This window comes from Mycobacterium sp. RTGN5, from assembly GCF_033804465.1.
Taxonomy (GTDB): domain Bacteria; phylum Actinomycetota; class Actinomycetes; order Mycobacteriales; family Mycobacteriaceae; genus Mycobacterium.
Window position 1 is genome coordinate 2,465,201 of sequence record NZ_JAPZLA010000001.1, and the last position, 11,352, is coordinate 2,476,552.

General features: G+C 68.1%; 14 protein-coding genes. 8 read left to right on the plus strand and 6 right to left on the minus strand.

Annotated elements, in window-relative coordinates:
• Positions 1-63 precede the first annotated feature (63 nt).
• The 5 genes from SLQ31_RS12045 (at position 64) to SLQ31_RS12065 (ending at position 4,636) form a co-directional block, all read left to right on the plus strand.
• On the plus strand, positions 64-930 hold the full coding sequence (locus SLQ31_RS12045; RefSeq protein ID WP_319432533.1) for an SDR family NAD(P)-dependent oxidoreductase: 867 nt from the start codon (positions 64-66) through the stop codon (positions 928-930).
• The gene (locus SLQ31_RS12050; RefSeq protein ID WP_319432535.1) at positions 927-1,994 is read left to right on the plus strand and encodes a dihydrodipicolinate reductase; all 1,068 of its coding nucleotides are present in this window, start codon (positions 927-929) and stop codon (positions 1,992-1,994) included. The genes SLQ31_RS12045 and SLQ31_RS12050 overlap by 4 nt, the downstream gene beginning before the upstream one ends.
• On the plus strand, positions 1,991-2,656 hold the full coding sequence (locus tag SLQ31_RS12055) for a TetR/AcrR family transcriptional regulator (protein ID WP_319432537.1): 666 nt from the start codon (positions 1,991-1,993) through the stop codon (positions 2,654-2,656). Before SLQ31_RS12050 ends, SLQ31_RS12055 begins: the two co-directional genes overlap by 4 nt.
• Positions 2,657-2,723: 67 nt before the next feature.
• On the plus strand, positions 2,724-4,217 hold the full coding sequence (locus tag SLQ31_RS12060) for a hypothetical protein (RefSeq protein ID WP_319432539.1): 1,494 nt from the start codon (positions 2,724-2,726) through the stop codon (positions 4,215-4,217).
• 179 nt (positions 4,218-4,396) lie between these two features.
• On the plus strand, positions 4,397-4,636 hold the full coding sequence (locus SLQ31_RS12065) for a CsbD family protein (RefSeq protein ID WP_319432541.1): 240 nt from the start codon (positions 4,397-4,399) through the stop codon (positions 4,634-4,636).
• Between the two features lie 217 nt (positions 4,637-4,853).
• Here the strand turns inward: SLQ31_RS12065 and SLQ31_RS12070 are convergent, their stop codons facing one another.
• From SLQ31_RS12070 to SLQ31_RS12090, 5 genes are read right to left on the minus strand one after another with little or no spacing between them, the layout of a single operon-like run.
• Positions 4,854-5,477: an SAM-dependent methyltransferase gene (locus SLQ31_RS12070; protein ID WP_319432543.1), complete on the minus strand. Its 624-nt coding sequence runs from the start codon at positions 5,475-5,477 to the stop codon at positions 4,854-4,856.
• Entirely contained in the window at positions 5,474-6,238 is a 765-nt protein-coding gene (locus tag SLQ31_RS12075) for a PIG-L family deacetylase (protein ID WP_319432545.1), read from the minus strand. The genes SLQ31_RS12070 and SLQ31_RS12075 overlap by 4 nt, the downstream gene beginning before the upstream one ends.
• Positions 6,235-7,176, minus strand: a complete 942-nt coding sequence (locus tag SLQ31_RS12080; protein WP_319432547.1) for an acyl-CoA dehydrogenase — start codon at positions 7,174-7,176, stop codon at positions 6,235-6,237. Before SLQ31_RS12080 ends, SLQ31_RS12075 begins: the two co-directional genes overlap by 4 nt.
• Positions 7,173-7,898: a glycosyltransferase gene (locus SLQ31_RS12085; RefSeq protein ID WP_319432549.1), complete on the minus strand. Its 726-nt coding sequence runs from the start codon at positions 7,896-7,898 to the stop codon at positions 7,173-7,175. The genes SLQ31_RS12080 and SLQ31_RS12085 overlap by 4 nt, the downstream gene beginning before the upstream one ends.
• A gap of 54 nt (positions 7,899-7,952) precedes the next feature.
• On the minus strand, positions 7,953-8,606 hold the full coding sequence (locus SLQ31_RS12090) for a GAF and ANTAR domain-containing protein (protein ID WP_319432551.1): 654 nt from the start codon (positions 8,604-8,606) through the stop codon (positions 7,953-7,955).
• Positions 8,607-8,661: 55 nt separating this feature from the next.
• On the opposite strand from SLQ31_RS12090, the gene SLQ31_RS12095 reads away from it, so the two are divergent.
• Positions 8,662-9,735, plus strand: a complete 1,074-nt coding sequence (locus SLQ31_RS12095; RefSeq protein WP_319432553.1) for a hypothetical protein — start codon at positions 8,662-8,664, stop codon at positions 9,733-9,735.
• On the opposite strand, the gene SLQ31_RS12100 is transcribed toward SLQ31_RS12095, so the two are convergent.
• On the minus strand, positions 9,707-10,204 hold the full coding sequence (locus SLQ31_RS12100) for a DUF1990 domain-containing protein (RefSeq protein WP_319432555.1): 498 nt from the start codon (positions 10,202-10,204) through the stop codon (positions 9,707-9,709). The two genes, SLQ31_RS12095 and SLQ31_RS12100, sit on opposite strands and share 29 nt — an antisense overlap.
• Before the next feature lie 95 nt (positions 10,205-10,299).
• On the opposite strand from SLQ31_RS12100, the gene SLQ31_RS12105 reads away from it, so the two are divergent.
• Positions 10,300-10,935: a PaaI family thioesterase gene (locus SLQ31_RS12105; protein ID WP_319433069.1), complete on the plus strand. Its 636-nt coding sequence runs from the start codon at positions 10,300-10,302 to the stop codon at positions 10,933-10,935.
• A complete protein-coding gene (locus SLQ31_RS12110) occupies positions 10,932-11,345 on the plus strand; it encodes a TIGR02611 family protein (RefSeq protein WP_319432557.1) in 414 nt (137 codons plus the stop codon). Before SLQ31_RS12105 ends, SLQ31_RS12110 begins: the two co-directional genes overlap by 4 nt.
• Positions 11,346-11,352: the final 7 nt, after the last annotated feature.

Below are 11,352 nucleotides of genomic sequence, written 5' to 3' on the forward strand. Positions count from 1 at the left end.
CATTGAGCATGTAATCATATTGAGCGCTTAATGAAAATCTCGACGCAGGAGAGGTAGCTCACAGTGGCATTACCGCTGGACGGCAAGGTCGCCGTCGTCACCGGCACCAGTCGCGGCGTGGGACTCGGTATCGCGCACGAACTGCTGCGGGCCGGAGCCACGGTGATCGGCTGCTCGCGAGGGCCATTGGACGCCATCCCCGGCGTCGCCGATAACCCGGAGTGGCTGGCCCGCTCGTCGCAGCGGGTCTGCGATCAGGGCGACTACCGGGCCATCGACGCGTTCGTCGACGCCGTGGTGGCCGATTACGGCCGCATCGACATCCTGGTCAACAACGCAGGCGGCACCGTTCCCGCACCGCATGTCGACGACATCCCGGCGCTCGTCTCCCGCATCCAGGGCGCGCCCGCGGCCGACGACGACTACGAGCGCACGGTGTTGTTCCACGCCTTCGCCATCCAGATGAACCTGATCAGCCCGATGTGGTTCGCCATCAGGGTGTTTCGCCAGATGCGTGAGCAGGACGGCATCGGCTCGATCGTCAACATCTCCAGTGGCGCGGGCCATCCCGCCGGATCGCCGACGCTGGTGTCCTACGGCGCAGCCAAGTCCGGCCTGAATCATCTGACCCGCTCGCTGGCTGAGGAATGGGGGCCGAAGGTGCGGGTGAACTGCCTGGCCCTGGGGCCGACGATGACCGACAACTTCAAGTCGTTCGTGCTGCCCAAGGATGACCCGAACGGCGAGAAGTACTTCCACGCCGTGCCGATGCAGCGGGCCGGCGAGCCCGCCGAGGTTGGCCGTGCGGTGGTGTTTTTATGCAGTGGGACAGCCGATTTCATCAACGGAACCACCATCGAGATCGACGGAGGCATGATGCCCGGTGTGCTGTACGAGGCGGGTCTGAAGACCATTACGGATCTGCTGTGAAGCGCGTCATTCAGTTCGCCACCGGCAACGTCGGCAAGCATGCGCTGCCGATGATCATCGAGCGGCCCGACCTGCAGCTCGTGGGGCTACACGCCCACGGGGCTGACAAGGTGGGCCGCGACGCCGCGCAGGTGTGCGGGCTATCGGAGCCCACCGGGGTGATCGCCACCAACGACATCGACGCGCTGGTGGAACTGGGCGCCGACTGCGTGGTCTACACCTCGCAGGCCGAGATGCGGCCGAAGCAGGCGATCGAGGAGATCTGCCGCTTCCTGCGCGCGGGCACCAACGTCGTCGGGACGTCGATGGTGTGGCTGGTCGCCCCGGACCACGCCGACGCATGGATTCGCGAACCGCTTGCCCAGGCCTGCGCCGACGGCGGCACCTCGCTGTACATCAACGGCGTTGACCCGGGCTACTCCGGCGACAGCCTGGTCTACACCGCGCTGACCCTGGCCGGGCGGGCCACCGCGATCACGGTGTCGGAGATCTGCGACTACGGCAGCTACGACGACGCCGAATTCACCGGCGTCAGTTTCGGTTTCGGCGCCACCCCGGACCACACCCCGATCATGTTCGCCCCAGGCGTGCTGTCCTCGCTGTGGGGCGGGCAGGTCCGCTCGCTGGCCGAGGTACTCGGGGTCACCCTCGACGAGGTGCGCGAGCGGCACGAAAGCTGGGTGACGCCCGAGCCGATCGACTGCACGATGATGAGCGTGGCGGCCGGTCACGTGGCCGCCGTCCGCTTCGCCGTCGAGGGCCTCCGCGACGGGCAGCCGGTGATCACCATGGAGCACGTCAACCGGCTCACCCCGGTGACCGCGCCGCACTGGCCCTACCCGCCGGACGGCCGCCTCGGCGTGCACCGGGTGGTCGTACACGGAAACCCCGGAGTGGAGATCAACACCCACCTCGGACTGGACGGCGTCGACCACAACGACGGGGGCGTCATCTCCACCGCTGCACGCGCGGTCAACGCCATCGACGCGGTGTGCGCCGCGCCGCCGGGCGTGCTGTCCGTCAAGGACCTGCCCACTGCGCACGCCGACCGCGTGATGTGGTGACGAAAATCGCGCCCCGGCGCCCACCCGGCGGCAGCCAGGTGCGGGCTGACCGGACCCGGGAGTCCGTTCTCGACGAGACGGTGCGCTGTGTGGTCGAGGAGGGGTTCGCCGCCGCCAGCGCCAAACACATCGCCGAACGGGCTGGGGTCACCTGGGGCGTGGTGCAGTACCACTTCGGTGATCGCGACAGTCTGTTGATGGCCGTCGTCGACCGGGGTTTCACCGAGCTGCTCGAATCGTTGCGTAACCTGCCGCCGCCGTCGGGCCATCAAACCCGGCGCAAGCGGGTCGAATTGGTGGTCCACGCCGCCTGGGCGGCGTTCTCCAGCCCGACGTCACGGGCCTCGCTGGAAATCCTCATCGGCACGCGGGCCATGCGCGACAAACGGGGGACCCGTCATCTCGTCGAATTGCAGAGGGCGATCAGCGATTTGAGCGGCGACATCGCCGAGGGTCTGGACAGCCCGCACGCCGCGGCCGTCGGTGACCTGATCTGGGCCACCATGCGTGGTCTGGTGATCACCCAACTGGTCATGGCGGGCCCGTTGCGCAACAGCCGGGAACTGACGGCCCTGGTCGACGTGATCTGCTCGTATCTGGATCGACACGGGTCTGGATCGACACGGGCAAACCCAATGAGCACCAAGCAAAGTCACAGTTAGGTCATAGGCAGGCGCCCCGTCGGCGCGCCTGAGTGACATCCTCGCGAGCCATGGCGATCATGGCCCAATGACCGAACCACTGGGTATCTCCGTGGGCACGACCAGCCTGGTCGCCGCGCGCGCCGGAGCTGCGCCGGTCGTCTGTCCCGCCGAGCTGACCCTCGGTGACCAGGTGTGGGCCGGCTTTGTCGACCGGGTCGGCGACCCAATGCCGCTGGTCGGAGACGATGGCATCGCCTACCGCGCCGAGCAGCTGCTGGCCCTGGCACTGTCGGCGCTCGCCGATGCCGCCGGTGCGAGCCTTGCGTCGGTGGCGGGCGTGGCCGTACCAGCGCACTGGGGGCCCGGCCGCCGCGACGCGCTGCGCGACGCGATGTGGGCTCTGCCCGCGCTAGCAGGCGCCGCGGGGCCGCCGGTGCTGGTCTCCGACGCGACCGCTGCGCTGCGCTCGCTGCAGCAGGATCCGGGGTTGCCGCGCCACGGCGTGATCCTGGTGTGCGACTTCGGCGCCAGCGGCACCTCGGTGACCCTGGCCGACGGCGGTGCCGACTACCGCCAGATCGGTGAGACCGCGCGCCGTCCCGGGCTGCCCGCTGAGCTCGGGGCATTCATCGACGAGACGCTGAACCAGGCCAGAATCACCCGCGACAACATCAGCGCGGTCGCCGCCATCGGTGATGGGGAATCGATACCAGATGCGGCCCAACAGCTCTCGGCGCATCTGCACCTGCCGGTCACGATGTCGGCGCATCCGCAGCTCGACGCGGCACTGGGTGCGGGCCTGGCCGCCGCACGACAACTGGCGGCCGACGCACCGACCGGTCTGGCGCCGGCGGCGCTGATCGCCGATGTCGGCCCGCAGTCGGCGACGATGGCCGCCGCGCTGGCCTGGTCGAGCGACGAAACCCCCGATGAGCCTGTTGCGCAAGACCAGTCGTATGCCTACGGCGATTACGACTACAGCGGCTACGGCGAATACGAGAACGCCGAGGACGATCTGTCCATCCTCGGCGGCGACCCGCCCGCGCGACGCGGATCGGGTCTGACCCGCAGCGTGCCTCTGCTGCTCGGCGGGGCTGCGGCCGTCGCTGCCGTGGCGGTCGGGGGCTTCGCCTATACCCTCACCGGTGCCAGCACCCCCGACACACCGAGCACCCAAACAGTGAAGCCGGCTCCGGCCACCGCGGTTACCGCGGTTACCCCAGTGGAGCAGAGCCCTGCGGCGCCACCACCGGCCCCGACGGAAACCGTCACGATGACCAACCCGCCCATCAGCACCGTCACCGAGCAGGCGCCGGCCCCCCAGACCACGATCGTCACCGTCGAAACGACGACGACCACGCCGCCGACCACCACGACCACGACGACGACCACCACGACAACAACAACGACGCCCACCACCACGACGACCACGCCCACGACCACCACGACGACGCCGACGACGACCACGACGGAGTGGGACACCACGACCGCCACCACGCGAGCGCCGTTGATTCCGGGCCTGCCGCCACCGCCGCGCATCCCCGGGCTGCCGCCGATGCCGAATCTCAATGTGCGCTGAACCGCCTTCACACAAACCCCAGCTAGAGGCGTCATGTGGGCGATGACACAGGGGCTTTTCTCCGCTAAAGGTCGGTGACGTCGTTTGCGCCTGCTCCTTGGCGGGAAGACCGAAGCAGGCCGACGGGGACTTTCCCCTCACGTTCAACGGGCGTGGCGCCACACCGAGAGGAACCAGACATGGGCGAGCACAACAGCGGACCGGAAGAAGCCATCAAGGGCGTCGTCGAGGGCGTCAAGGGCAAGGCCAAGGAAGTCATCGGCGCCGTCACTGGCCGCGATGATCTTCAGCGCGAGGGACAGGCCCAGCAGGACAAGGCCGATTCTCAGCGTGAGGCCGCTCAGAAGGAAGCCGAAGCCGAGAGCGCTCGGGCCGCCGCGAAGGTGAGCGAGGCCCGCGAAAAGGCCGAGCAGAACTAATATCTCAGCGTTTAGCAGACCCGGCGAACCCAAGGGGGCGCCGGGTCTGCTTGTGTCAATGGGGACCGTACGTTTAGCGGGTGTGGCCGCGGGCATTCTCCTCGAACGAAAATTCGTCTGGACAAAAGGTTTTGACCATGCCGAACGCATCGATCAAGAACGAGAAGATGTACGAGGACCTTCGCTCGACGAACTCCGCAATCACTGAATGCCGGTATCAGGCGCCCGGCACACTCGTGCGGGTCGCGACCGATTCTGCTGACCGAGTGTCGAACACCTCGATGACCACGTCGTCGTCGCGGTATCCGCCGATCGGGTGCAGGCCGGGCGTGGCGGCGATGACGGCATTGGCGGCGTCGCCGGACAGCGGATAGTCGGCCACCGGATGTCGCCAGTGCGCGGCGATCACCGTGACGTCAGAGTGCAAGCGTGCCAGCTCGCGATCCAGTATCGCCCGAAGCGCCGGGGCGTCGAAATAGTAGGCGATCTCCGAGATCACGACCAAGTCGAAATCGTCTGCCGGCCAGGGCATATCGAACGAGCTATTGAGCAGTGTCACGGCTTCGCGGCGCCCGCAGCCGCGCAGCCGCGCATCGGCCTCTACCAGGGCGTGCTCGGCGATGTCGACGGCCGTGACGTGATCGCAGCGAGCGCTCAAATGTTCGGTGAGGACCCCGATTGAGCAGCCCGGCTCGAAGGCATGCCGGTATCGCTCGTCGGGTAACAGTGCCGTGGTGATCGCGTACTTGCGGCGTTCGTACCAACGCGATCCGAGCTGCCACGGATCTGCCGACGCCTCATACAGGGCGTCGAAATAGCCGTCGGGTAGGCGAGGGGTCACCGGAACACCACCTCGCCCACGCTCTGAAGCCGCGACAGGACGTGCGGCGGCACTATCGGATCGCGACCGTCCTCGGGGTCGAGCTGGCTGCGGAACACCTCTGTGGCATGCTGTTTGCGTTCCGCTGCAACGGGATCCAGCATCACGCGTTCTGCGCGCTGCCACGGCACGGCCGTATCACCGGGACGGGCCCAGTGCCACATCCAGACCGGATACTCCAGCAAGACCGCGCCGGTGCGGGAGGTGGCGACCGCCGCGGCGCGACCGACCGCCTCATGGTCGGGATGACCGTCGCCGCGCCAGGTTGCCGCGCACCACGTTCCGGCCACGCGAGCGGCCAGCATGTCGGTCAGGATGTCGGCCAGGCGGGATTCGTGATCGGCCAGCCCGCCATCGGGGAGCCTGAGAAAAGTCGGCCACCGTAGGCCCAGCAAGCCTGCCGCACAACGAGACTCGTGGCATCGGGAACGTTCGAGGCGCGCCTGTTCCCGCTCCGACAGGCCCGGCCAGGCGCCGCCGCCATCGGTGGCGACGACCGTGTGCACATCGATACCGCGGGCAGAAATCGCACAAGCCGCACCGCCGAAGCCGAGTATCTCGTCATCGGGGTGCGGTGCCACCACAACCAGACCCGGGCAGTCATCGAGACGCAATGGCGGGAATCGGCATCCCCACTCCAACCACTCCTGCGTCGGCGTACCCCCGCCGGCGATCGGCACATCGGCGAACCGCGCGGCATTGCTCACCGCGGCCGGTGTCATCGCGCCACCAGCTTGCCCAGTGCCGCAAGATCTTTCTCCGCGTGACTCTGCCTGACGTACATGGTCAGATCCGCGACGCGGCGCGCGTGCGCCGCATCGAGGGCCAGCGGGGCGGGGCCGAGGGCGCGGGCGGTTCGAGTGATCGCGGCATCGACGGCTGTTTCGACCACCGCCCGAAGGCGGCGGGCCGCCACCTCGCCGCGATCGTCGCGCGGGTCGTCGTCGATCTGCCCGGCGGTACTGGCAAGCAGGGCGCTGGCCGCGGCGAGTGCCGCGTCGACCGCGCCGAGATGGGCTGCGGCGTGGGGGTCGTCACTGCTGCGTGCCGCCTCGTTGCCCACCGCCCGGTACAGCGGTGCGGCCACCGCTCGGGCGGCACCCAACCAGCAGGCGGCGACTCCGGCCGCGCCATGCCAGAAACCCGGCCGGCGCAGATAGTCGCCCGGGCCGCCGACCGGGACGGCCGGCGCGCCGGTGAACTGCACCGACCGGGTGTCCGAGTCGGCCATGCCCGCGTTGCGCCAATTGCTCGGCAGCGCATGCACACCCGGCCCATGCAGATCCACGGCAAACAGGCCGCGTGCCCCCGCCGCGGTACCGGCAGTCACCAGCGCGTGCGAGCACAACCCGGCGCCCGAGCACCACGCTTTGGTGCCCCTCAGCGACACCACGTCGCCGTCGAGCCGGGCGTCGACGGCGGCGTCGGGGGCCTCGGCCGCCCACACGCCCCAGAGCTGGCCCGGGCGCACCTGCGGGCCCTCCAGCTCAGCCAGAATCGCGACAGCGTCGACGTGAGCCTCGGCGAGTCGGCCCGCCACCACGTCGACTTCGCACAGGTCGGCAAGCTTGCGCCAGCGCACCAACGTTCGGCCCGAGCCGGGCAGTGGCAGATCCAATTCGCCGGTGTCCACCCAGCGTTGCACGAGCGCGCCCGTCATGCCGTGTCCTTTGCGGGCCTGGACATGACGGTGCGCAGGTGCGCCGCGAATCCCGATGGCGCGCGGCCGATCTGGCGAGCCGACGTGACCACCGAGAGCCGGGTGTCACGGCGGATCCGGTATCCGGCAAGTTCAAAACGGCGCACCAGGTCGACGTCCTCGCCGCTCGCCCGCTCTGCGAATCCGCCGACGTGCCAGTAGGCGTCGGCTGCGAAACCCATGTTCGCGCCGTGGATGTGCTCATGGCGACCGCGTTCCGGATGGATCTTGGCGTGATAGGCGCGAAGGTAGCGCCGGGCCGCGGCGGCCGGGATGTGTCGCCAGTTGCTGATGCGGACGACGCCGAGCACCATGTCGGCGTGCGCGTTGAGCTGACGGGCCAGCCAGTTGGCGTCGACGCGGCTGTCCGCGTCGGTGGTCGCGTACCACGCGCCCGAATCCGTGGAACCGTCCCCGCCGTGGGTGCGTGCGAACGAAAAGCCGGCGGCGCGCGCCCTGCCCACGTTCTGGGCGTCGATCTCCACGAAGTGCACGTCCGGGCCGAATCGGTGAGCCAGGACGCTACTTCTGTCGTCGCAGCTGTCCAGCACCACTATCACCGACGTCGGGATATCGACACGCGCAGCGGCAGTCAAGACCGCGGCCAGGCAGCCCGGCAACGTCGTCGCTTCATTGTGCGCGGGAATCACGATCACGGCGCGGTCGAAATCCAGGGTGGTCACGCCCCTGCAATAGCCGCTAACCGTGCATTTCACACCCGACGTTGCGAAACCGTGTCAACGCAAATTCGCTTGCGCCGCATCGACAATCTTGGCGGCCACCTCCGCCAGCGCAACATTGGCGTCGTGCGACAACTGGCGCAGCATGTCGAAAGCCTGGCCGGCGTCCATCGTGTAGCGCTCCATGATCATGCCCTTGGCCTGCCCGATGATGTCGCGACTGGCCAGCGCCGCCTGGAACTGCGAGTCCCGTCGCGCCGCATCCCACACCAGCGCCACGTGAGCAGCGAATAGCGAACCCAGCCGCCGCGTACCTTCGTCGAACGCGTTCGGGAGTTCTGCGAACACGTTCAGCGCGCCCAACGACTTGCCGTCGACGAAGAGCTGGAAGCCCATGATGCTGCGCACCGGTGTGCTCTCGAGCGCTTCGGCCCGAAACTTCGGCCAGCGGGTTTCCGAGGCCAGATCGTGAACGTGAATGGTCTGCTGCTGCCACGCCGAGGACAGACACGGGCCCTCGCGATGGCGGCGCTGGATTGCGTCGATGCGCTCCGCCCACGGATGCGTTGCGGCGGGAATGTGGATGTCGCGGTCGCCCGATGTCACCGTGACGTTCGCGTAGTCGGCGCCGGGCAATTCGGCCGCGCGTTCGGCGATCTCGGCGATCCGGGTGGCTGCGTCTCGCAGCTCTGGGTCATCATCAACCGACATACCGGAGCGATACCCGCCACGACGGTGGCTCAACATCGGCGCGAGCGGAGATTCGATGAACCAGATCAGGGCACGGCGCGGACTGATCACGCGCAACGCCGTCGGCTCAGCGGCCGCCGAAGCCTTCGTCATCATCGCGATCGCGACGATCCTGTTCACCCGGCTCTACCTGGAGCTCACCGGCTATCCGCAGATCGGCGGCGGTGACCTCCACATTGCGCACGCACTGTGGGGCGGTGCGCTGATGATGCTGGCGCTGCTGATCGGCTGGATGGCATTGGGTTTCGGCGCCAGGTTGGTGGCCGTGACGTTGGGCGGTGTCGGGTTCGGATTGTTCCTCGACGAGGTCGGAAAGTTCGTCACGAAGGACAACGACTACTTCTATGGTCCCGCCGCCGAGATCATGTACATCCTGGTGTGCCTGATCCTGATCGGCGCCCGCATCGTGCGCGCCATCCGTCCGCTCAGCGCGCGCGAATGTCTGGCGTCGTCGGCAGCGATCGCCGCCGACGGGATGGCTCGTGGTTTGGCCGATCATCGCCGCCAGATCGGCCTGCGACTTGTCGAGCAAGCCGGTGCCGGGGGAGCGTCCGCCGCCGACGTCGAACACGTCCGCTCCTTACTGCTGTCTGCGGGCCGTGCCAGCGACCGGCTCTATCGTCTTCGGGAATGGGCTCCGCGCTTGATCCCCAACGTGTTCCGCAGCCCGAAGTGGGTGCCGTGGGTGGGCTGGCTGCTGGTGGCCGGTGCGGTTTTCGGCTTGTTCTTCCACACGCTGGGTATGGCATTGGGCGACAATTTCTACGAGGACGAGCACGTCAAAGTCCATCTCGCCGGCAAGAGCCCCGCCACGATCATCCTGTTGCTCACCGCCGGGTTGACCTTGGCAATGGCCCTGCCCGCGATGATCGCACTGAAGCGCACCACCAAGGTGTGGCCGCTGCGCCTGTTGCGCAACGCCGCGCTGGCTTTCACCTTTCTCAACGCCCTGGTCGACTTCGCCACCGAGGGATTCGCCGCTCTGATATCCCTGTCGATCGGCCTGTTCGGACTGGCGATCCTGTCGTATCAAGTCGACGTCGCGGTGCGGAACACCGCCGTCACACCACCGACAGGTAGCGCCGGGTGATCACCCGCTGAACCATCGAGGCGACCGGCGCGCCGATCTGGCTCCACCATGTCGCGGGCTTGGAGAACGCCACCACTTCGGCATGCACGGATTCGTCGGCAGGCTCGAAGCGCACTCCGAACATCTCCTCACCCGCCACGGCGTGGCCGGGCAGACTGCCGTACGCGAAGCCGCGGTGATTGAGTTCGTCGACCACGTAGACCACCCGGCAGGGCGCTGAGAACGGCCCCAGCCGGCCCAGCACGTCGGTGCCGACCTCGGCCACCTCGGTGGTCGCGGCGACGCGCAGGCCGGCCCCGCGGAGCATTCCGTAGCGCATCACCGCACTCGCCGCCTGCTCGAATCGGGGTCGCCCGCTGCCGATCCGCGAGGACAGCCGCACATGGTGATAGCCAGCTGGCAGGTCCGCCGCCGTCGCACCGACCTCGGTATAGGTCAACGGGCGGCCGGCCAGATCGCTGAGCTTCACGGGTCCACCATGCCACCTGGCGAGGCCACCTCTTACGTACTGTCGAGGTAACTCGCCGGCACCCGGCGGCATACGGTAACCAGGTGGCAAAGGACATGACGGCAATCGGTGAGGCCGTGGCGGCGCTGCATCCGGGCGGGGGATTCAACCCGCCGGAGCCGACCAACAAGGGTGGCCCCGACTACGGCCGGTTCGTCGAAGCCGTCCGCGATCTGCAGGATCGTGCGCGCGCCGCCGACGCCCCCGACGCGGTGATCACCCGGGCGGCTGACTTGTTGGAGCAGGCGTCGGCGCTGCTGACGCCCTATGACGCCGACGAATGGTCGACCCCCTCGGGTCGGCGGATGGACCTCCCGATGCGCGGCAGCATCGTGACCGTCCCCAACGAGACCGAGGTAGGCGAGGACGGCCGGCTGCGCGGCTGGGTCCGGTTTCGGCGCTATCACCTGGGCCGCAACGGCGCCGTCCATGGCGGGTTCATCGCCCATCTCTTCGACTCGGTGCTGGGCAAGACGTCGTTCCTGGTGACCGGCGGCCCGTACCAGCGCACCGCCTACCTGCACGTCAAATACCGCAAGATCGTGCCCATCGAGAAGGAACTTCAGGTCGATGCCGGGGTGCAGCGCTCCGAAGGCCGCAAGATCTTCGTCGATATCCGACTCTCCGACGGCGATGACGTGCTCGCCGACGGGGAGGGCCTGTTCGTGACGCTCAAACCGGGGCAACCATGAAGCGCTGGTTACGCAGTTGGGCACGTCGGCGGGACACGCTGCGGGAACGCCCGGTCGCCGACTTCGTCTACCGGGTCGTGGTGGGTGTCGTCGGGCTGAGCGTGCTGCTGGTAGGAATCGTCGCGATCCCGTACCCCGGCCCCGGCTGGGCGATCGTGTTCCTCGGGCTGGCGATCCTGGCCACCGAGTTCTACTGGGCGCACCGCACCCTGTCGTTCACCCGCTCCCGCTACGACAGCGCGATGGGGTGGTTCCGCAGCCAGGGCCGGGTGGTGCAGGCGTTGGGCGCGGTGTTCACCGCGGCGGTGGTGGTGGCCACGCTGTGGCTGGTCGGTGCGGTGGGCTGGTCGGCAGGACTGCTGGGCTTGGACCATCCCGCATTGGACAGCCCCATCGGCCTCGGTGCCTGACCAGCAC